The organism is Dyadobacter ginsengisoli DSM 21015, assembly GCF_059568735.1.
On the sequence record NZ_JCANTY010000004.1, the window covers coordinates 174128 to 196068 of the forward strand.

The following is a 21941-nucleotide window of genomic DNA, read 5'->3' on the forward strand; positions in this document are numbered from 1 at the left end:
TCATGTCTTCGTTGTCAGGAACAGAAAGAAGGAACATCGCGCCGGGATTGGCCGTATCCATTGTATTAAAAAAAGACCAGCGCTCCGGGAAATTGACTCAGGGCATCGTTAAAGATATACTGACCAAAGCGCCGGTTCACACGCATGGCATTAAAGTCAGGTTGGAATCCGGAGAAATCGGTCGTGTTAAGACCATTGAAAATGCAGCGGAGCAATCATAAAAGCCCAATGGCCGCCGTCAGCACCTCATCCAGATCCTGCACCGGCAGATCTTCCTGAGACTCAATGAGCATGATTTTCATCCGCGAACGTTTTTCCGCGATCAGTGCAGGATGATCTATCCGAAAGCCATCCACGACACCCAGATAGGGCTTTCCGCTCTTCTTCACTGTCCACAGATAGCAAAAGCGCTTGCCATGATGTGTGTAGAATGGCATGCTGTACCGCCATATTTCGGTTACCTCGGGCGCAAATCTGAGGACATGGGAGCGTAATGCGAGCAGGCAGCTCCTGGTGGGTTCAGCATGTCCGTCGAAGTAACGGTCGATCTCTTTCATACCGGTGGCATTTGAATGAATCCTTATCTTTACCCTGAATTTATCCGATTTATGTCAAATCCCCGCATTAACCTGATTATCGGGATCATCAGCATCAGCATTTTCCCCGTACTTGTCAAATGGGCCCCGGTGTCAGGCATTACCTCCGCGTTTTATCGCATGCTTTTCGGTTTGCTTTTTTTACTGCCGTATGTGGTCCTGTGCAGAAAATTCAGAATCCCACCGAAGGCACTTTGGATCCCTATCGCCATTTGTGGGATTATTTTCGCGACCGACATTGCGGTCTGGAACCTGTCTATACACTACTCGAATGCCACGCAGGCGACGCTGCTCACCAACCTGTCGCCCGTGTGGGTAGGCGTTGGCACATTTCTCTTCCTGCCCGACAAACCCGGCTCACGGTTTTGGATCGGAACGCTCATCGCGTTACTTGGAATGATTGTATTGATTGGTTTTGAAGCATTTACATCCATGCAGCTGGATAAGGGTTTTGGATTGGCCGTGCTGTCCGGCATGCTCTACGCCACTTACATGCTGATCAGCAAAACAGTCCTGAATCGCACCGACATCGTAAGTTTCATGACGGTCAGCATGGCGGTGTCCAGCATTTATCTGCTGGCGGTTTGTTTGTTTTTCGAACAGCCGGTCTGGCATTTCACCTCGGATATCTGGATTGTATTTCTGGTCCAGGGATTGGTCTGTCAACTGATCGGATGGTTGACGATCAGTGCTGCGGTGAAACAAATGGATGCGAAGCGTGTTTCGCTGAGCCTGCTAAGCCAGGCAGTTGTCACCGGACTTTTTGCATGGATGTTTATTGGAGAAAAAATCACCCCACAGATGATCGTCGGCGGTGTCATTATCCTCCTCGGCATCGCCATCACTTATACGGGCGGCCGGAAAAGATTGCCTGCGAGCTAGCACCTATGCCTCCATGGGCAGATAAATAATGAAGGTAGAGCCGACGCCAGGCTTTCCCACCGCGTCGATCAGCCCTTTGTGGTTCTCGACAATCTTTTTACAGATTGCAAGTCCAATGCCCGTACCCTCGTAAGCCGACCGGTTGTGCAACCGCTGAAACACCTGAAAGATCCTGTCCTTGTACTGCGGGTCGAACCCTATTCCATTATCTGCAAAGGCAATGTACTGGTATTGCTGACCACGTTGCGCTTCGGGTAAAGGAATAGCGGCCCCGGCTACCTCCCCGGCGTGCACCTCGATTATCGGGGCTCTGCCCGGACTAACGAATTTGAGCGCATTGGTGATCAGGTTCGTAAAAAGCTGCTCAAACTGATACACGATCACATTCCGCACCGGCAAATCGTCGCTGGTGATGACCGCATTTTCAGCTTGAATTACGTCACTCAGTTGCTCCCGCACATTTTGCAGCAGCTGATTCAGATTTGCACTTTCCAGATGCTTCTCAGCCACATTGGCGCGGGAGAACGCAAGCAGGTCGATGATCAGCCGCTGCATCCGTATAGATGAAGCCTGCATCCGGTGAAAGTAATCCCTGCCCCTTTCCGACAGGTTCTGCATTTCTGTTTCAAGAATACGGATCGCAAAAGTTTGAATTTTCCGTAACGGCTCCTGTAAGTCGTGGCTGGCTACATAGGCAAACTGCGCCAGCTCCATGTTCGTCCTGACTAACTCATTGTTCGCGACGATGAGCTCCTGGGTCCTTTGCTGTACTTTGGATTCAAGCTGATCGATAAACAAACGGCTGTCGTGTATGTCGGAGCTCGTCCCTACCCACATCTGAATACTCCCCGGAGTGTTCTGCGGTATTGCACGGCTCTGGTACCACCGGTATTCGCCGTCGAAACGTTTGAGACGATGTTCAAATACAAATTCCGTCCCTTCCTGCACCGATTGTTGCCACAGCCGCAGGTGGTCCGTCTGATCGTCGGGATGCACCATTTGCAGCCATCCGTCCCGGTCAATTTGCGTGGCGGCCAGGCCTGAATAATCAGTCATCGAACGGTTGAAATAGGTCAGGTTACCCTGCGCGTCGCTCGTCCATACAAACTGCGGCATCGAATCGGCCAGCGTCCTGAACTTGCCTTCGCTGGTTTTCAAGGCAAGCTCCGATTCCTTGCGGTCGGTGATGTCCATCATGGTACCGAGCATACGCTGCGGCACATTGCTTTCCGAAAACAGGATCTTTCCATGCGTTCTGATCCAGCGTATGGAACCATCCCGATGGATAATCCTTGCCTCATAGTAGTAGGTCCCGGTAACCAGGGCGGCTTCGAATGCTTTCTCGACAATGCTTTGTTTATCGTCCGGATGAACATGGTTTCTCAGTTCCTGATGACTGACGATAGCCGTTTCGTCATAGCCGAATATCGTCGCCAGCCTTCCCGAATAGATAATTTCCCCGGTTTGAAGGTTCAGGTCCCAGGTAGCAAGCCGGGTTCCGTCCGTTGCAAGCGACAGCCGGTCGGCGGCTTCGGCGATCTGCTGCCGCAGCCTGACCTTGTCCGTCACATCATTCACGGAAACCATAATTCCGGATACCGTCCCATCCAGTTCGAACATCGGGGCATACTGAAAATCAAGATAGTGTTCCCGGATCCCACCAGGGCCGTCGACAAAAACAATGGCCTCGTTTTCCCTATAAACAGTTCCGCTCTCATATACCTTCCGTAGCAGGGCTGGGAACTTCTGATTGTTTAACTCAGGAAAAACCTCAAAAAGCGGTCTTCCCACGACTTCCTCCAGGCTCCGACGCCAGATATTGAGCATACTCTCATTCGCAATGCTGATGATGAGATCCTGCCCCTTAAATATGGCTTTTGCAAATTGGGATTGTGTTACGAGGTTGCGAAACTGCGTCTCGCTCCTTTGCAGCGCTTGTTTAGACAAAACCTGCTGCGTAACCTCCGTCGCAACGACCATGATCCCGGAAGCTTGGTCCGAGTCTTCAAAAAGCGGTTGATAAACGAAGTTGAAATAGCACAACTGGGGCTTGCCGAAGCGGCGGAGCGTCACTTCAAATTCGTATCCGTGGTAGGCTATGCCGGTTTTCAGGACATTCAGCAAGATGGGTTCCACATAAGTCCGCACCTCAGGTAAACCCGTAAATAAAGACTTCCCGACAAACTCTTCTTCTTCCCGGTCAACAATAGAAAGATAAGTATCATTTGCCATTTCCACGACGAAATCCTCTCCGCGCAGGATAGCCATCCCCACCGGGGCCTGTTTTACCGTATTTCTGAATTTGCTTTCGTGATCAGTGCGATTGGACTGATTTTCGGTGTAGCTGGCTGTGTGCTGGCCTGTTTTCTCTGACTTGTTCACCTGGATTGCCTCATGAGAAGATATATCCAAAAATAAACAGCAAACGAGTCATCAAATCAAAATTGGTAATAAAAGTTTTCGGGCACAGGCTTCCAGTTGTGGCTGGTCCAGTCGATGTCGAGAACCTGCTTGATCGCCTGTTTCAGTTTGGGGAAAGAGCCCGGTTTACGAATAAAAAAATTGGCTCCTTTCTCATGTACTTTCCTAACCATTTCTTCCTGCCCTGTCGTCGAAAATATAACTACGGGAATGTGTTCCCAGGCTTTGGTCTTACGGATCTGGTCCAGACACTCGAAACCGTTTTTACGGGGCATATTCAAATCCAGAAAAATGACGTCCGGCGGAGGTGGAACTGTTTTTTCCATCAGATCGATCAGCTCAACCCCGTCATTCGCTGTCAGTAGCTCTGCGGACGTACTTACTTCCCTCAGTGCGTCTTCAAACAGCATGCAATCGTCCTCATCGTCATCCGCCAGGTATATGGATTTATTCGGTTTTGTGCTCATAACCTAAACATTGAGTTTTCAAGGTAGAAATAACATAACGTTGCTCAAATACATTTAACCTGATGAGGTACAGTAGCAATCAAACCCTGCTAAGAATATACAAGGTAGGCAATAAAACTGTCACCGTAAACCAAAACGGATTAAAATTCTCCTTCCAAAGACTCTTTCGGCTTCTTTTTCGCCTGATGTAAACGGTAGTTTAAGGTGAGGTTAATCTGCCGCAAACGCCCCTGTGAGCTGTTGCGTGCGTAGAAATTAGCACCTTCCGTAATCGAACGGAATTTGCGGGAATTGAAGACATCCACGATGCTCAATGTGAGCGTTCCATTGTTTTTCAGGATGTCACGCGTTGCAGAGAGGTCCAGCGTCGCCAAAGCCTTTCTGCGGCCCTGAGGTGTCTGTTGCGGGGCTTCATAATTGCCTCTCAGCTGCACGTCAGCAGATTTCCAAAGGGTAAAGCGCGACATCATCCGCACAAACCAGCTGTATGTATCGCTCTTGAACTCTTCGTCCAGGCCGGTCCCGTCGGTAATCGCCCTGAAAAAGTTCGCACTCCCGTCGAGTTTCCACCACTGGTAAGGAGTAAATGAACCGGCGAATTCAGCACCATAAGCATCTTCGGTCCCCAGATTTTCCGGGCGCGTGTAAGAACTGCCATCGTCCTGCACGCGTCGGATGCTTGTGATCTTGCCATTGGTGTGCCGATAGTAGATCGAGGATGTCAACGATCCCTTGGACATATACTTAATATGCCCCAGTTCGAAGGCATGGGTAAATTCAGGGTTCAGATCGGGATTCCCGCTCCAATAGTTCCGGTTATCGCTGTAAGTCGCAAATGGGGTCAGGTCGTTGTATTGCGGCCTGCGAACGCGTCGGCTGTAACTGAGCTGCAGCGCATTTTGTTTGGCAAAATCATAAGTCGCGTGAACGCTCGGGAACAAATTGGCATATTTCCGGTCATTGACCTCATTCGTTTGTCGGAGCGTAGTCGTGACGCCTGTCCATTCTGCCCGTAATCCGGCCTGGTAGGAAAACTTCCCGGTTTTGTTACCGATAATCCCGTAGGCCGCATTGATATTCTCTTCATACAGAAAGTCGTTGGTAAGTCCCGGTAGCGTCACCCATCCCCCGTCGCTTGTCTGCTGGGTAACCGTGTAGTCGTTGGTCATATCCCGAGAACTGCTTCTCGCCCCCATTTCAAGCTTCCCGTCTTTTGCAAAAGGGTGTATATAATCGACCTGAAAAAGCAGTTGTTTTTCCGTTTCATAGTTTACTGCACGCTGCAACAACGGCGGAATACCCGATGGGCTGCCATCCGGTTTGTAAACATTCTCATGATAATATTGGTCCGAATCCTCCCAATTGTCGAGATACCGTACATCGGCGGTAAATTCCTGTCCTTTGCGGTTAAATGTCTTTTTGTAGGTCAATGCATACTCCGAATTCGGTTCCGTCTCCGTTTCGTCCTGGGTGCGGCGGGTGTAGGTGGTCATGTTGCCCAGATCGGAGAGATAATCCCGGTAATCGAGTGTCGAGAAACGCTTGCCCTTGCTCGTCCGCCAGGTATATGCGCCCGTCAGCACATTCTTGGCATTGAAATAATAATCGATCCCTCCACGTGCACTGTTGGCCATCCCTTTCAGATTGCTGCGCATATCCCGTTCCATGATGAATGTGGAATCGTTGCGGTAAAGCTCCTGATACACATAGTTTTTACCCGGCGTATTCCGGTAGGACATCGTGTAGTTGATGAAGAAATTGAGGTTCTTCTTCCGGTAATTCACATTGGCCGCACCGCCAAAGTTAGTCGGATGTCCCGTGATGACATCGAAAGAACCGTTAATGCCCTCCTTGCGCTCCTTTTTGAGGACAATATTAATCACACCGCCCATCCCCTCGGCTTCATAGCGCGCCGAAGGATTGGTGATGATCTCTACCCGATCAATCATACTTCCCTGCAACTGGGCCAGTCCGCTCGCACCTTTAATACTCACCAGACCAGACGGTTTGCCATCGATCAGGATACGTACATTACCACTTCCCCTCAGGCTTACGTTGCCTTCCACATCCACTGCGACGGATGGGACATTGGTAAGAATATCTACCGCCGTACCGCCGGCATTGGCCAAATCTTTGCCCACATTGAAAACCCGCTTGTCCAGCGACAATTCCATCGAACTCTTTTCCGCCTGTACCGTCACCTCATCCAGCGTACGTGCGGAAGCCGTCACTTTAATGGAACCAAGGTTAAGTGGGGAATTCGCGGCGGTCAGTTTAATGCCGGGCGTATACTGCGGTTTGTAACCGATAAATTCAGACAATGCATAATAGGAACCTGCCGTAATATCGACGATAAAGCCCCCCGTTTCATCCGTAATGGCCCCCGATACGAACGAGCTGTCGGCGGTTTTGAAGAGCCTGATGCTCGCGTAACCCAATGGTGCGTTGCTGGCCCCATCGATAATTTTTCCCGTAACTTTCAGTTTCGCTCCACTTTGGGCAAAAGAAGCCCCGGACATGGTTCCCGATATAAAAAAAACCAACCCCAGCCACGCACACACCTGTAATTTTCCCTGGGGGATGCTCTGCTTCAACCTGCTCTGAATCGCCATTATTTCCTTGTAGTATTTTCTCAAATCCTTAAAAAGTAGTTACTCTTACAAACCGCTTTGTCGCCCTGTTTTACTCTACTGCAATGATATATTAATAAGAAACTTTCCCTCCCTGCGTCGGTTTTACGTACCTTTGCAGACTTTTTGCACTTCCAGACAAAACCATGAAAAACGAAGCATCACAAACTCTTAAACTTGCATTCCCCATTATCATCGGTGAGCTGGCCCAAATGGCCCTTCACCTGATCGACAGCGCGATGGTAGGCGCCATCAGCTACAAACAGCTCGCCGCAGCGGCACTGGTGATCAATGCGATGAACATTCCATTCGTAATCGGGATCGGCATGACGATCTCGGTTTCCCAAATGGTCTCCCTGGCCAACGGCCGCCGCGATGCCCAACAGGTTTCGCATTACCTGTTCAACGGGTTCTGCCTTTGCACACTTACGGCACTGGCGATTTCAATGACGTTGGTTTTTGGAAAAGACTACCTGCATAACCTGGGCCAGGACCCCGAGGTAGTAGAACTCGCCATTCCTTTCATGCAGCTGATGGGGCTCTCCATTATCCCGATGCTCCTGTTTATGACCCTGAAGCAATTTGCCGACGGCCTGGAACACACACGCACCGCGATGATCTTTTCACTGGCCGGTATGCCGCTGAATATCCTTCTCAATTGGCTGCTGATTTACGGTAACTGGGGTTTTCCCCGTCTCGAACTCGCAGGGGCCGGTTGGGCAACGCTCATCACACGTACCTGTATGTTCCTGGCATTGCTCTTCGTAATCCTGAAACACCGCACCTTCAAAAAGTACATTGCGGTAAGTCGCAGCCAATGGCACCTGAAAGCGCATACCTGGCGTGAACTGTTGCACATAGGTGTGCCGAGCAGCCTGCAGATCGGCATGGAAGCAGGTGCGTTCGCGGTATCGGGCATTATCATCGGTACGCTGGGCGCTGTTGCGCAGGCGGCCCACCAGATTGCATTGAGCAGTGCTTCCTTCACTTTCATGGTTTCGATGGGCCTCGCTCAGGCCGGCTCCATCCGTGTGAGCAATGCCTTGGGAAGGAACGACTGGGCGAAGATTTTTGTCATCGGCAAAAGCACCCTGCTCACCGCGCTGATTTATGGTACCATCTGCGCCATTACGTTTGGTATATTCCGCAACCAGCTTCCCAAAGCGTTCAACGACAATGCGGAAGTACTCGGACTGGCGGCTTTGCTACTGCTTTTTGCCGCTGTGTTCCAGATCTCGGACAGCACACAGGCCATCGGAGCGGGTTTGTTGCGGGGAATCAAGGATGTCAAAACGCCCACGGTGCTCATCGGGATCGCCTATTGGGTGATCGGCATTCCGGTAGGTTATGCACTTGCCTTCCGTTTCGAGATGGGTGCATCAGGTATGTGGCTGGGACTGATCCTCGGGCTTACGCTTGCGTCTGTTTTCCTGATGACCCGTTTCTTTAAAATGACGCGAAGAAATCAGGTTTAGACAAAAACTTCTGTGAAATTTGAGTTGTTGATAAGGATATAATTGCGAAACTTCGTCATTATCCCAGTGCGCTTTTTTAATCAATCTTTATCCACAAAAATCTCACTCAATGGATTTCAATTCCACGTTAAGGAACATCTTTGTTGAAGAAAAAGACATCCCGGCAGAATTCAGCCTGCCATCCCTGATCCACCAGCGCGAGTACCTGTGCAATGGCGAAATGAAAACCTGGGACGGACCGTTTCACGAGGTGTTTTCGCCTGTTTGTGTGAATACCTCCAACGGCCTCGAACGCAAACTCATCGGAAGCTATCCGGTGTGTACTGCCGCCGAAGCCGCGGAAGCGCTCGATGCCGCCGTAGTTGCCTACAATAACGGGCGCGGCGAATGGCCTACGATGGGCGTCGCCGAAAGAATTCATTGCGTTGAGCAGTTCACAGGCAAGATGATCGAGCAAAAGGACATCATCGTCAAGCTCATCATGTGGGAGATCGGCAAGTCGTTTGCCGATTCAGTCAAAGAATTCGACCGCACCGTTGAATATATCTATGCCACCATCGACTCGCTCAAAAACCTCGACCGGGTTTCGTCCGGGTTTGATATCGTCGACGGCATTGCGGCACAGGTAAGACGCTCGCCGTTGGGTGTGGTGCTTTGTATGGGACCGTTCAACTATCCGCTGAATGAGACATTCACCACCCTGATCCCTGCGCTGATCATGGGCAACACCATTTTGTTCAAGCCGCCAAAATTTGGTACGTTATTACATTATCCACTACAGGAAGCGTTCCGGGATTGCTTCCCTAAGGGTGTGGTAAATATTATCTATGGACGCGGCAACGCGATTGTTCCGGGATTGATGCACTCAGGCAAGATCAACGTCCTGACACTCATAGGTTCCAGCAAGGTGGCCAATGAGCTAAAAAAATCCCACCCGAAAGTAAACCGGCTCCGCGCAGTGCTCGGTCTGGATGCCAAAAATGCAGCTATCGTCACTCCGAATGCAGATCTCAGCCTGGCGGTAAAAGAAATCATCACCGGGTCACTTTCGTTCAATGGTCAGCGTTGTACGGCGTTGAAGATCGTGTGGGTGCACCGCAGTGTCGCAGACGAATTCCTCGAAAAATTCAATGCGGCTGTCGGCGAACTGAAATTCGGAATGCCCTGGGAAAAAGGCGTATCGCTTACACCGCTTCCGGAAACCAATAAGATCGAGTATCTCAACGATTGCATTGCCGACGCGGAAGCACACGGGGCTAAGGTTGTTAACGAAAACGGCGGCAAATCGGAAGGTTCATTCTTCTATCCCGCTGTTGTGTACCCGGTGAATGACAAGATGAAGCTGTACCATGAAGAGCAATTCGGACCAATCGTACCGGTAGTACCTTTCGACGACCTGGAAGAAACGATCGAATTCCTCATCGAATCGACCCACGGCCAGCAGGTCAGCATTTTCAGTAACAATGCCGACGAAGTCGCTGCACTGATCGACCCACTCGTAAACCAGGTCAGCCGGGTGAACATCAACACGCAATGCCAGCGCGGCCCGGATGTATTCCCCTTCACCGGCCGCAAAGACAGCGCCGAGGGCACCCTGTCCGTTCCGGACGCCATCCGCGCCTTCTCGATCCGCTCACTCGTGGCATTCAAAATGAACGACGCCAACAAGCAGCTGATCAACGAAATCGTACATGAGGATACCTCGAACTTTTTGAGTACGAAGTTTATATTCTGATTTTAGTTAATTATTAAATGGCAAAACGCTCATCCAGGAAACTGAATGAGCGTTTTGCCATTTGGTAATTGGTGATCAATGCTAGGTATCACAAATTCGCCTCCGCCAGCACCCGTTCAATTTCTCCTTTCGGCGTCACACCGGTTTTTTTCCAGACTACCTGGTTTCCGCGGTACAGGATCAGCGTCGGCAATGCGGTTACCCCCAGTTCTTTAGTGAGGGCTTTATTTTCGTATGCCTCAATGTTGATCACCTTTAAGGTGCTGGCCTGCTCGTGTTTCAGAGAGTCTACAATTGGAGCCAGCCGTTTGCAGGAGCCGCAATAGCGTGAGCCGAAGTCCACCAGCACCAGTTTGTCCGATTTCAGGGATGCCTGGTAATCGTTGAGAGACAGACCCGCCCCGACGGTTGAAACGACAGGCTTGCCCAGACCGATCCATTTGCTCAATCCGCCCGGCAGCTCGGTAACTTCCCGGAAGCCATTCTCGCGGAGGTCTTTGGCCAATTTACCACTCCGGCCATTTCCAATGGAATAAATAAAGGTCGGTTTGGTTTTGTCGAGTTTGGCGATGCTTTTCGTAAAATCAGCTTCATTGGCGACGCTGAAACTGACGGCCCCGTCCAGGTGGTTCTGCGCATATTCTTCGGGGAGGCGTGCATCCAGGATCTGCGCATTCTTTCCGGCTTTGGTCAGCCGGGCCTCAAATTCCTCAAATGAAACAAGATCCCGTTTCGGGGCAGTCTGGGCGAACGATGCGGTATAGGCAAAGAGCACCCATACCAATGTGAGCATTGGTTTCAAAGTTTTCATCGTAACTGGTTTAAAAGTGATGGTTTGCTTCCGGCGGTTGGCGTTAGCTATCTACTTTCTGGTTTATTTCGTATTCCTGAAATGATCGAGCAGCACCTTTGCTGCCCTGATATCGTAGTCAAACATGGCTGCTTGCCGGCTTGCGATTTTCTCGGCATCGGCCATGGCCGGTGCGGCGTCTTTACCGGTCAGATCGAGGACATTTAGCGCCTGCAACCGCGCATAAGGGTTGTCGCTTTTCAACGTTTCAACGAGCATGGCAACCGCTCCCGGCTTATCTGCGCCGGTGACGTAAAGCGCTTCGGCCGCAGCAATACGGACGGCTGGCTCCCTGTCCTGGAGCGCCTTCTGCAATGCCGCTTTACCGGTCGGCGCTTTCAGTACCGTCAGCCCGGTGGCTGCCCAATAGCGCACAACCGGATCGGCATCCGACAATGCCTGGATTAATTCCTTTGTGTGGGCCGCATTGCGTGATGAAGCGATGTCTGCCGTTGTGATCACCTTTTCAATGGCATACTTTCCGCTTCTGGCGTAATCATACAGAGGCGTGGTCTTCGCAATTTCATAGATAATCGCTTCGGGAATGAAACCAATATCCTTATAGCTGCGAATCCATTCCACATTGGCCTTGCGAAGCCTTTCCAGCTCCTTTCTATACTTGGGATCATTGGCCAGATTGTGGATGTTATGCGGGTCGGCTACCACATCAAAAAGCTCCTCGGACGGCTTCGGCTCCCAGAATTTCGACTGGACCACATTCAGTTTACCTGCTTTGTAGAGATCTTCCCACGACTTCACCGACGGTGCGCGCCACAAGTATTCCAGATATTGCCCGTAAATTTTGTTAGGCAGATAATTTCGGATGTACCGGAATTTCTTGTCCCGGACCGACCGCGACATATCGATCCTTTCGTCCATTCGTCCCCTGAAACCATAGGCATATTCCGGTTCCGGCTTTTGCTGTTTGCCAAGGAATGCGCCTCCCTGCATGTAATCGGGCACCCGGATATCGGTCAGACTCAAAACTGTCGGCGCGAAATCGAGGAAGGTCACCAGTCTGTCGGACACACTACCCTGTTTTTCCTTTGCCAAATGCGCGTACTTCAGCGGAAAATGTATGATCAACGGTACATGAAGCCCCGATTCGTACATAAATCGCTTGCTTCGCGCCAGGACACCGCCGTTGTCCGCATAGTAAAAAACAATGGTATTTTCAGCCAGCCCCTCATCCTTCAATCCTTTAAGCAATGCGCCGAACTGGCGGTCCATTTCTTCCAGCTTGTCATAGTATTGCGCCCAGTCGTGTTTCAGCTCGGTGGTAACCGGGTGATAGGGCGGCAACGGCACTTTTTCAGGATCGTGACGGAGCGATGCCAATGGCTCATGCAAGGAACTTTCGTGCGACACGTTCAGATTGAAAACCGCAAAGAAGGGCTGTCCCGGCTTGCGGTTATTATAAGTGGCCTTGCTACTCGACTCGTCCCAGGCATCGGCCTGATCCGTCGTATTGTAATCCTTCTTAGCATTGTTGGTCGTATAGTAGCCCGCTTCCCGCAGGTATTTCGGGAAAAACTTCACGAAGGCGGGCGATGGATACACGCTCCGCATGTGCTCGGTCCCGAGCGAGGGCGGGTACATGCCTGTAATGAGTGTGTTACGCGAGGGTGCACACACGGGAGCGGTCGAGAACGCATTCACGTACCGGATGCTTTCCGAAGCGAATTCATCAAGATTAGGTGTCGTCGCAAACTTGTCACCATAACTGCCCAGCAACGTAGTGTTGTCTTCGCTTACGATCCAGAGAATGTTCGGGCGGTCCTGGGCATGAACGGCGGGGCATAATGCGATGACCAGGATTGCCCAAAGGATTTTATGGATTGGTTTGTTCATTTAAGTTGTCGTTACATCATTTCGCCCCCAAATGCGCTTGCTGCGCCGGTGCAAGATCGATAGTCACCCTGTTAATCTTTCCAGTGAATGCAAAAGGCACTTTATAGGTATCCCCTACCGGTGTCAGATCATCGAAGCCGACATTAACACCTTCGTGGAGATACAATGCATCCGAAGTTTTGGCAAGCACTCCTTCCCCTACCTTTGTATTGTTGACATACAGAGTGATCACGCCACCACCGTTCTCATCATATTGAACACTAGCCTTCAGCTCCGCTTTACCGCTTGGCAATGTTGCATTCGCCGAACTGACCAGGTATTTATTCCCGTCGCCAACGGCGTACACGAATTGCAATTTCTGGTTCTGGATAAAAAAGCTCAATCCGCCGGCTGCTCCGCCCCTCGACAACAGCACGCCTTCTGTTTCCACACCCGGCAATTCGACGTCTGCCACGATCGAAAAGGACCGTTTCAGCGCAAACGGGCTTGCGACGTCGATGATTGTCGATTGCCCGGGATATAAAACAACTCTATCGACATTGTTGTAGGCCGTCGGTAAGGTAAATGGTTCGGTACCGTCTTTCAGCGGATAAACATTGTACTTCAATGCCTCACTATCGAACAGTGCTTTAAGCTCTTTCAGTTTTGCAGGCTGAGACGCTGACAAGTCGTTCGTCTCGTTGAAATCGTCGTTGAGATTGTACAGCTCCCATTTATCCTTTTCAAAATCCTGGCCCTTAACGTGCAGGGAACCTGCTTTCCAGCCGTCTTTATAGATCGAGCGGGAACCACGGATTTCGTAATACTGCACCGTGTGGCGGCTTTTTGCACTAGCATCATTCAGGCTATAAGCGAGACTCGTCCCTTCGATGGGATCCTGCTTGATACCATTCAGCACAGTGGGTGCTTTGATATTCAGCAATTCGAGTGTGGTAGGTAAAATATCCGAAACATGCCCGTATTGATTGCGTATCCCTCCTTTTTCTTTGATGCCTTTGGGGTAAAAAACAATCAGCGGATTATGTGTTCCTCCCTCCGAGTTCGCATCCTGCTTCCAATGCCGGAATGGCACGTTCGTGGCTGCTGCCCAGCCAAGCGGATAATTCACTTTGGAGAATTCCGTCCCGATCAGGTCGATCTGTTCGATGTTCTTTTTCAGTCGCTCCTCTTCCGCAATACCGGCCCCAAAGTTGTTGACGGTTCCTACAAAAGTACCTTCCTTGCTTGCCCCGTTGTCCCCTACCGATATGATCACAATGGTATTATCCAACTCTCCCGATTCACGAATATGGTCGATCACCCGCCCGATCTCATAGTCGGTATATTCCAGGAAGCCCGCATAGGTTTCCATAAAACGGGCATACAATTTCTTTTCGTCGGCACCCAGCGTGTTCCAATCCTTCACCCCAGGATTACGGGGTGCGAGTTTGGCACTCTTCGGCACCACGCCCAGTTTGATCTGGTTCGCCAGCACTTGTTCGCGGTAGACATCCCAGCCCGCATCGAACCTGCCTTTGTATTTATCCGACCATTGCTTTGCCACCTGGTGCGGCGCATGGCCCGCTCCTGTGGCCACATACAGGAAAAAGGGCTTATCGGGATTTCCTGACTTCTGGCTAGCCAGGTAGCTAATCGCACGATCAGCGATCAGTTCGTTGAAATGTTTTCCATCCTGCCGGTCCGGCTCACGGTGTGTCCCTTCCCATAATTCGGGATGCCATTGGTCGATGCTTCCTCTTGACGGAAAACCATAAAACTGCTCAAAGCCACGCCCGGTCGGCCAGCGATTGAATGGGCCGGCGGGTGTAAGATCGGCCAATGGAGTGATATGCCATTTCCCCAATGCAAATGTGTTGTAACCGTTGTCTTTCAGGATTTCAGCGACGGTTCCCTTTTCAAAAGGAATGATTGCATCATAACCGGGTGTGCCAATGGCGGTTTCGGGGAAAAGCCCCATATGCGCCGAATGTTGATTACGCCCCGTCAGCAGCGATGCCCGGGTAGGTGCGCAAATAGCCGTTGTATGAAAATTGGTGTAACGCAACCCGTTGTTGGCCAGGCTATCCAGTGTAGGTGTATGGATCAGCCCGCCGAATGTACTGATGGCACCATAACCGATGTCATCCAGCAGGATCCAGACTACATTGGGTGCACCAGCTACGGCTTTTTTCTTTTCCGGCCATGCTTGTTGCGTTTCCGCGACGGTTTTACCGATTTTTCCCCGGTAAGCAGGCGCCGGTGCGTATTGCGCATGCGCTCCCCCCTGCAATGCCAGTGCAACGAGCGCACTCATCCCCAGGTGATTCCATTTACGATATACTTTTTCCATATCCTTTTATTCTTTTGAATGTTGTATGTCAACCGTTGATGCTATTTGATGGTATTCCAGTCTACTACCCCGACTTTTTGAGCCCATTCAAAGTACTCTGTTTCGAGCTCCTTTACTTTTTCAGGATAGCGGCTGGCGAGATTGGTACGTTCTGTCCGGTCCGCGCTCAGATCGTACAACTCCCAAGGCTGCCCGATCTCCGCAACCAGTTTCCAATCCAACTTACGGACGGCTCGACTGCCTTCGTGTTCCCAAAAAATGGTTTTCTGCTCTGTTTGTTCGGGATTTCGGAACAGTCGGGTCAATGTATTGCCCGCAAGCGGAGTAAGTTTTTCGTTTCCAAATACTTCGGGATAACCGATACCCGCGACTTCCAGCAGCGTCGGCATGATATCGGTAATGTGGCTCACCTGCCTGCTTAATGCATCAGCCTTTATTTTTCGCGGAAACCATGCGATGAACGGGGATGCAATACCTCCTTCATGGGTATTTTTCTTGAAAAGTCTGAACGGCGTATTGCTTGCATTGCCCCAGGGCGGGTCATAACTGTCAATTGAGTTTACGGAACCTGGCTCGCCTGTTTTTTGGGTTACATAACTCCATTCGCGGACCGTATCACCGCTCCCCCCATTATCCGAAACAAAAAGCACCAGCGTATTCCGGTCACGCCCGATGGCCTTCAGTTTGTCAAGCACCTGTCCGATGCAATGGTCCATCCGGTCGATCATGGCCGCGTAAATGGCCATTCGGGTGTCCCATTGATCCTTTTGAGCCGCCGATAATGCATTCCATTCCGGCGCTTTTTCGTATCGGGGTGATAGCTTCCATTCTTTTTGAATAATCCCCAATGAGACAAGCTTCCGGTAACGGGCATCGCGCAGAACATCCCAGCCTTGCATATACTTGCCCTTATACCGGGCAATATCCTCTGGCAGTGCCTGAATAGGCCAGTGCGGTGCGTTGTAGGCCAGGTACAAAAAGAAGGGATTGTCCTGGTCTTTAATGCGGTCGATCGACTGGAGCGCAAAATCTGTAATGGCTTGTGTGAGATAGCGTGAAGTGTCGTACCGCTGTACCGGGCGGCCATTCAACTGGAAGGTAACCGTCCGACCGTCGTTGTAAAGCGGTTCCGAGTCGAAATAACTACTTCCGTTATTTTGCAATGTAAACGATTGGTCGAAGCCCCGGTTCACGGCCCAGGCAGACGGTACCAGCCCGACATGCCATTTCCCGGAAACAATCGTATTGTAACCCGCTGTTTTCAGCAGTTGCGCGATCGTCACGCTGTTTTTACTCAGATACCCCTGGTAAGCCGGCGTGCCCTTGTCCTGCACCATATCCCCCACGCCCGCCTGATGCGGATACAGGCCCGTGAGCAGCGCTGCACGCGAAGGGCAGCAACGGCCGCCATTGTAAAATTGCGTAATGCGTAAACCTTCGTGAGCGAGCCGGTCGAGATGCGGTGTCCGGATTTCAGAGCCAAAGCTTCCGAGATCCGAAAAACCCATATCATCCGCCAATATCAGCACGATATTGGGCTTTTCGGATCGCAGTTGTGCCAAGGCGGGCGCCGGCGTGGTAACCGCCAGTGCCCATACCATGCCCATCCAAAAGGAAGCTTTTCTATTCATCAATATTCAATAACACAGATTACAAACTTGGCGCAGCATTACTCCCAGAGCGGATTCTGTTTCAGCAATGCATTGTTGTCGATCTCGGATTGCGGGATCGGATAATAGACATGCTTAGGTGCCGCGTTAGTCTTACCTACTTTCTGCTGGTTTGCCACAAATGTGCTATTGTAGGCCGCGTCACGCTGACGGATCAGGTCGAACCAGCGCTGGTATTCGTAGGTCAGTTCCAAACGGCGATCGAGATACACCGAGTCACGGAACTGGTCTTTGGTCAGCCCGGCGGTCAGATCGGGCAATCCTGCACGTTTACGAACTCTGTTCAGCGATTTATAAGCCTTTTGCGTCGGCCCGTTGGCCTCATTTTCAGCCTCGGCATGGATCAGTAACAGTTCCGCATAGCGTATGATGGGTACATTCGCAGCCGACTGGTTGGTCACGGCAGTCGAGGCAGGGTCGGCCCATTTATTCCAGAATGGCGTCGAATCACCGGGCACAGCTGCGTTAGTGATGGGAAGCGAATACTTACGGCCGTTCGACGGGCTGGTGAAGCTTCTGACGAATGTGACGTCCCGCCGTTTATCCCCCGGTTTAAACAATTTGTAAATGCTGAAAAACTTGTCGTTGCCCTGCGTGTAAAACCGTACCATATGCGCATAGTTGCCATTCAGACCGGGAACACCCGACAAAATCGCCCGGGGCCATTCATTGTTACCCTGCGCCAGCGAATTGGATTTGAACTGGGCGGAGAAAATATGCTCTTTGTTGTTTTTGGAGGCAGGTAAAAAAACGTCTGCATAGTTACTCACCAGGTCATACCCGTAAGTACCGGTTCCCCCATCGGCCGACGACAACGCCTCTTCCGCCTTATTCACCGCATCCTGATAGTGCGCGCTCACTTTTAATGGAAACGAAGCTTGCGTCAGATACACTTTTGCGAGCAACGCCTTCGCGGCTCCCGCTGTCGCGCGCCCTACGTTGGGTGACGCATACGTGGCAGGAAGCACCGCTGCGGCTTCGGTGAGGTCTTTCTCAATCTGCGTGTAAATATCCGCGGCGGGAGATTTGGCAATCGCATAGTCCGATGCGTTGACAAATTTCTGATATTCCAGGATCAGCGGAATGTCGCCGTACAAACGCACCAGGTTGAAGTAATACAATGCGCGCAGGAACTTGGTCTCGCCCAGCAAACGTGTTTTCAATGCATTGTCAAAACTGATGGCCGGGACCTTTTCCAGTACCACGTTTGCCTTTTTTATCGCGGCATAATGCTGTTGCCAGATTTCATAGATCCGCAGGTTAGTGGACGAATGCGCCAGTACCGACAGTGAGCGTACGTCCGGGTTGGTCGCTCCCGGTCCCGGATCCTCATCGTCACCGGCCATGTTCATCCCGGTATTGAAAAGCGTATTATAGGGTGTCTGGATTGACGACCCTCCTGAATTCAGGAAGAAATACACCGAATTCACGGCGTTGACTGCATCAGCCTGCGTTTTGTAATATTGATCTTCGGACAAAAATGCCTCCGGTTCTTCTTTCAGGAATTCCTCGCAGGACAGCGATACAAATGCCGTGAAACCCAACAGAATATATTTAAATGCTTTCATTTCAATCGTTTTTGGAGTGGTGGTTATCAGAAAGTGAGGGACAAACCTACCTGGTAAGATTTGTTGTTCGGATATACACCCTGATCAACCCCCTTATTGATCAGCGACTGGCCATTCAGACTGACCTCGGGATCGAAGCCGGTGTATTTGGTCCATGTTTTCGGGTTTTGGGCTGACACATACAACCGCAGATTCTCGATACGCAGTTTCGAAAGCAGCTCTTTCGGGAACGTGTAGCCGAATGAGAGGTTTTTCAAACGATAGTAGGTCGCGTCTTCGATAAACCGGTCCGAAATCGTGATCGCAGGATCCTGGAATGCCGCTTTTACGTCGGTATTTGTGTTGGCAGGTGTCCAGCGGTTCACGAGCAAGTCCGATCCGTTGGTATAACCCGTTCCCAGTTCAAGGTTGGCGCGGTTGGCATTATACAGTTTGCCACCAATCGATGCCTGGAAGAATACAGTCAGATCAAACCCTTTGTAATTGAGTGTGTTGGTAATACCGCCAGTAAATGCGGGCTGGTTTTTAACTACTACACGGTCGCCTGCCTGTGTAATCACACCGTCTCCATCTATGTCTTTATACTTCTGGCCGCCGGGACTTTTGTTTTGCTGTGGGGTCAATGGAGCCTCACCCTCCTGGATAATGCCGTCGGTTTTGTACACGATAAAAGAACCCAGCGGATAGCCAACTTTGGCAATGGATGGTGCCGAAATCACCGGGATGATCTGGTTCACACCATCACCGAGGCTCAGGATCTTATTGGTATTTTTCGAAAAGATAAAGATCGTGTTCCACTTCAGAGGACCTTCTAGGTTCCGTGAGTTAATGAACAATTCAACACCCTGGTTGGAAACCGCACCGATGTTCTGATACACGACAGAAGCTTGTCCGTTGTAAAAGTCGGACAGACCGGAAGTACCTGGTACCGTGCGTGTCAGAAGCAGATCGGTGGTTTTCTTATAATAGTAGTCGGCGATAATGTTAATCCGGTTTTTGAACAAACCAATATCCACACCCGCATCCACCTGGAAGGTTTTTTCCCAGCCAAGGTTGGGGTTAGGTACGGTATTAGGCGCGTAGCCAGATACGGTGGTGTTCGAGAAGTTGTAGCGGAAATAGCTCAGCTGGGACAGTGACTGGTAAGCCGGAATATTCTGGTTACCCGTCTGCCCTGCGCTTAGCCTCAGTTTCAGCAGGCTGATCTTTTTGAAACGCTGAAAGAATTTCTCTTCATTTACATTCCAGCCAATTGCCGCGGAAGGGAAATAGCCCCATTTGTTGCCACTACCGAACTTCGACGAACCATCCGCACGCAATGTAACCGTAAACAGGTAGCGCTCATCAAAAATGTAGTTGATACGTCCCAGATAGGAGGCCAGCGACCATTTGGAAGCCAGAGACCGGGGAGCGATGTTGGTGATACCGGTGGCCAGGTTGTTATATTCAAAAGCATCCGTGGCAAAGCCCGCCGCTTCGGCGATAGCCCCCTTGGTTTCCGATACCTGGGCTGTGAAACCGGCTACCGCGTTAATCTTGTTCTTTTCGTCAAACTCCTTGTCGTAGCTGATCGTGTTCTCGTTCAACCAGTTAGTCGTAAATACAGACCCTACAATGGCGTCGCCGCTCAATGCCTGGCCCTCTGCCGTGGTACTTGGCAAATAGCGGTTTTGCTTGTTGCCCACCACATCGGCACCGATCAGGATTTTGGCTTTCAAACCATCCGCGATCGTGTATTCTCCCGAAACATTACCCAGAAAACGGTTGGTAATCGTCTCGTTCAACTGGTTGTAAAGCGAGTTGATCGGGTTTTGCAACGCCGATTCAAATGGGCTGTTGATCACGAACGTGCCATTATCCTGGTAAATAGGCAATGCGGGAGGCGTTAGCAGAAGGTTACCGACGATCGCGTTGGGTGCTACGTTGGCTTTGGTATTGCTGGCATTCAGGCTGGTGAAAATGCGGAAGCGGTCGTTGTACTGGTGGTCCAGATTGATCCGCGCAGAGAAACGGCGGAAGTCGGTATTTTGCAGGATACCATTCTGTTTGAAATAGTTACCTGAAATCGCAAGCTTGGTTTTGTCCGAACCCGAAAGAATGGAAAGGTTATGACTTTGAATGGAAGCACTGCGGAATGCGGCGTCCTGCCAGTCGGTACCAGCCCCGGTAGTATCAAGCGAATAACCTGCAATGTTCGGGACCGAAGCGGTTTTGCCCGAGTTGGCCGCAGCATCTTTTCTCAGTTGCCACCATTGCGCCGCATTCAGCAAAGGCAATGTGCGCAATACTTTCTGAGAACCGTAATAGGCGTCGTAGTTAATGGAAGACTTGTTTTTGCTACCGCTTTTGGTCGTAATGATCACCACCCCGTTCGCACCGCGCGAACCGTAAATCGCTGTGGCGGAAGCATCTTTCAAAACATCGATATTCTCGATATCAGCCGTGTTAATGGAAGATAATGGGTTAATTTTCGATCCGTCGGTCACACCGGCGTCGGTCAGGCCGTAGTCGTTATTGATCGGGAAACCGTCGATTACATACAATGGGTCACTACCGGCGGTAATGGAGTTGTTCCCGCGTATCTGCACGCTCACGCCCCCGCCCGGCTGCCCGGATGTCTGCGTCACAACTGCCCCCGCGACGGAACCTTGCAAAAGGCGCTCTACCGAAGCTACCGGCTGACTTTTGATTTCAATGGGTACGGAAGCCACAGAACCGGTGATATCCTTTCTTTTTTGCTCGCCATAACCTACCACAACCACCTCATCGAGGAGGTTGGCGGTTTTCAAAACGATCTCCACGGCCTCCGCAGGCTGTTCGTAAATCTCGATTTCCTGCTGCTGGAAGCCGGTAATGCTGATTTGCAATGTAAAAGGGAATTCTTTGGCCGGAGGAATGCTGAATTTCCCGTCCACGTCCGTCAGAGCGTATTTGGTGGACCCTTTTTCGACCACCGTCGCGCCGGGAAGTCCTTGCCCCGATTCATCTTTGACCACACCCGTAATGGCATCCTGGGCCAGGGCGTGAAAAGAGCCTGTAAGCATTGCACCTGTCAGTATGAGCAGGTAATAAAGTTTCTTAATCATTTATTTGTGGTTGATAAGATGAATAATCCGGACGGACAATAGCACACCATTATGTATATACGTCTACCCGACCAATCTGTGCGAAGCCGGGAAAAGTATGCACGTAATCGATGCCCGTCGCATTTTGGGGCGCATGGGGCAGTAATGATCAGACAGATGGGATTAACCCCTGGAGGTCAACAACAGGAACAGCTCAATGCTGTGGAACGGGGACAATCAGAAACCACCATCCTCCCGGCGCGAGGCCGTTGGATAAGAAGTAAATCTTTCGCTTTCATAGGTACGATAAGAATTTTGGATGAATAGTTGCCCGACTGGTGGTTAATCCGGCAAATCACTTTATATAGTCTATAAATATGATAGACAAAGTAAACTTCTTAA

General features: G+C 50.8%; 14 protein-coding genes. 4 read left to right on the forward strand and 10 right to left on the reverse strand.

The genetic code is table 11. The features are described 5' to 3' along the window. The first annotated feature begins 2 nt into the window (after positions 1–2). Complete coding sequence (locus BP71_RS15950; protein WP_496380890.1) at positions 3–221, forward strand: YwbE family protein; 219 nt, start codon at positions 3–5, stop codon at positions 219–221. Here BP71_RS15950 and BP71_RS15955 read toward each other — a convergent pair. Further along, positions 216–557, reverse strand: a complete 342-nt coding sequence (locus BP71_RS15955) for a DUF1801 domain-containing protein (protein WP_496380892.1) — start codon at positions 555–557, stop codon at positions 216–218. The two genes, BP71_RS15950 and BP71_RS15955, sit on opposite strands and share 6 nt — an antisense overlap. A 51-nt stretch (positions 558–608) precedes the next feature. Here BP71_RS15955 and BP71_RS15960 point away from each other — a divergent pair, with 51 nt between their 5' ends. Further along, a complete protein-coding gene (locus tag BP71_RS15960; RefSeq protein ID WP_496380894.1) occupies positions 609–1478 on the forward strand; it encodes a DMT family transporter in 870 nt (289 codons plus the stop codon). 3 nt (positions 1479–1481) lie between these two features. On the opposite strand, the gene BP71_RS15965 is transcribed toward BP71_RS15960, so the two are convergent. The 3 genes from BP71_RS15965 to BP71_RS15975 form a co-directional block, all read right to left on the reverse strand. Next, positions 1482–3890: a PAS domain-containing sensor histidine kinase gene (locus BP71_RS15965; RefSeq protein ID WP_496380896.1), complete on the reverse strand. Its 2409-nt coding sequence runs from the start codon at positions 3888–3890 to the stop codon at positions 1482–1484. Between the two features lie 26 nt (positions 3891–3916). Further along, positions 3917–4366 (reverse strand): response regulator, encoded by a 450-nt coding sequence (locus BP71_RS15970; protein ID WP_496380898.1) that lies wholly within the window; start codon positions 4364–4366, stop codon positions 3917–3919. A gap of 140 nt (positions 4367–4506) precedes the next feature. Continuing rightward, on the reverse strand, positions 4507–6885 hold the full coding sequence (locus BP71_RS15975) for a TonB-dependent receptor domain-containing protein (protein WP_496381849.1): 2379 nt from the start codon (positions 6883–6885) through the stop codon (positions 4507–4509). Between the two features lie 257 nt (positions 6886–7142). Between BP71_RS15975 and BP71_RS15980 the strand changes: the two genes are divergently transcribed. Together BP71_RS15980 and BP71_RS15985 are read left to right on the forward strand one after the other, a co-directional pair. After that, a complete protein-coding gene (locus BP71_RS15980; protein ID WP_496380900.1) occupies positions 7143–8471 on the forward strand; it encodes an MATE family efflux transporter in 1329 nt (442 codons plus the stop codon). Positions 8472–8580: 109 nt separating this feature from the next. Continuing rightward, positions 8581–10206 (forward strand): NADP-dependent glyceraldehyde-3-phosphate dehydrogenase, encoded by a 1626-nt coding sequence (locus BP71_RS15985; RefSeq protein WP_496380902.1) that lies wholly within the window; start codon positions 8581–8583, stop codon positions 10204–10206. 88 nt (positions 10207–10294) lie between these two features. Here BP71_RS15985 and BP71_RS15990 read toward each other — a convergent pair whose 3' ends face one another. The 6 genes from BP71_RS15990 to BP71_RS16015 form a co-directional block, all read right to left on the reverse strand. Then, positions 10295–11017, reverse strand: a complete 723-nt coding sequence (locus tag BP71_RS15990; protein WP_496380904.1) for a thioredoxin domain-containing protein — start codon at positions 11015–11017, stop codon at positions 10295–10297. A 63-nt stretch (positions 11018–11080) separates the two neighbouring features. Further along, positions 11081–12907, reverse strand: a complete 1827-nt coding sequence (locus BP71_RS15995) for a sulfatase-like hydrolase/transferase (protein WP_496380906.1) — start codon at positions 12905–12907, stop codon at positions 11081–11083. A gap of 16 nt (positions 12908–12923) precedes the next feature. Next, positions 12924–15236, reverse strand: a complete 2313-nt coding sequence (locus BP71_RS16000; protein WP_496380908.1) for an arylsulfatase — start codon at positions 15234–15236, stop codon at positions 12924–12926. A gap of 41 nt (positions 15237–15277) precedes the next feature. Continuing rightward, complete coding sequence (locus tag BP71_RS16005) at positions 15278–16867, reverse strand: arylsulfatase (RefSeq protein WP_496380910.1); 1590 nt, start codon at positions 16865–16867, stop codon at positions 15278–15280. A 38-nt stretch (positions 16868–16905) separates the two neighbouring features. Next, a complete protein-coding gene (locus tag BP71_RS16010; RefSeq protein ID WP_496380912.1) occupies positions 16906–18474 on the reverse strand; it encodes a RagB/SusD family nutrient uptake outer membrane protein in 1569 nt (522 codons plus the stop codon). A 26-nt stretch (positions 18475–18500) separates the two neighbouring features. Further along, a complete protein-coding gene (locus tag BP71_RS16015) occupies positions 18501–21560 on the reverse strand; it encodes a SusC/RagA family TonB-linked outer membrane protein (RefSeq protein ID WP_496380914.1) in 3060 nt (1019 codons plus the stop codon). Positions 21561–21941: the final 381 nt, after the last annotated feature.

What these genes read in the sequence shown, in the direction of transcription:
- BP71_RS15950 (WP_496380890.1), top strand. Translation starts at nt 3, where the DNA reads ATGTCTTCGTTGTCAGGAACAGAAAGAAGGAACATCGCGCCGGGATTG.
- BP71_RS15955 (WP_496380892.1), bottom strand. Translation starts at nt 557, where the DNA reads ATGAAAGAGATCGACCGTTACTTCGACGGACATGCTGAACCCACCAGG.
- BP71_RS15960 (WP_496380894.1), top strand. Translation starts at nt 609, where the DNA reads ATGTCAAATCCCCGCATTAACCTGATTATCGGGATCATCAGCATCAGC.
- BP71_RS15970 (WP_496380898.1), bottom strand. Translation starts at nt 4,366, where the DNA reads ATGAGCACAAAACCGAATAAATCCATATACCTGGCGGATGACGATGAG.
- BP71_RS15975 (WP_496381849.1), bottom strand. Translation starts at nt 6,885, where the DNA reads ATGTCCGGGGCTTCTTTTGCCCAAAGTGGAGCGAAACTGAAAGTTACG.
- BP71_RS15980 (WP_496380900.1), top strand. Translation starts at nt 7,143, where the DNA reads ATGAAAAACGAAGCATCACAAACTCTTAAACTTGCATTCCCCATTATC.
- BP71_RS15985 (WP_496380902.1), top strand. Translation starts at nt 8,581, where the DNA reads ATGGATTTCAATTCCACGTTAAGGAACATCTTTGTTGAAGAAAAAGAC.
- BP71_RS15990 (WP_496380904.1), bottom strand. Translation starts at nt 11,017, where the DNA reads ATGAAAACTTTGAAACCAATGCTCACATTGGTATGGGTGCTCTTTGCC.
- BP71_RS15995 (WP_496380906.1), bottom strand. Translation starts at nt 12,907, where the DNA reads ATGAACAAACCAATCCATAAAATCCTTTGGGCAATCCTGGTCATCGCA.
- BP71_RS16000 (WP_496380908.1), bottom strand. Translation starts at nt 15,236, where the DNA reads ATGGAAAAAGTATATCGTAAATGGAATCACCTGGGGATGAGTGCGCTC.
- BP71_RS16005 (WP_496380910.1), bottom strand. Translation starts at nt 16,867, where the DNA reads ATGAATAGAAAAGCTTCCTTTTGGATGGGCATGGTATGGGCACTGGCG.
- BP71_RS16010 (WP_496380912.1), bottom strand. Translation starts at nt 18,474, where the DNA reads ATGAAAGCATTTAAATATATTCTGTTGGGTTTCACGGCATTTGTATCG.
- BP71_RS16015 (WP_496380914.1), bottom strand. Translation starts at nt 21,560, where the DNA reads ATGATTAAGAAACTTTATTACCTGCTCATACTGACAGGTGCAATGCTT.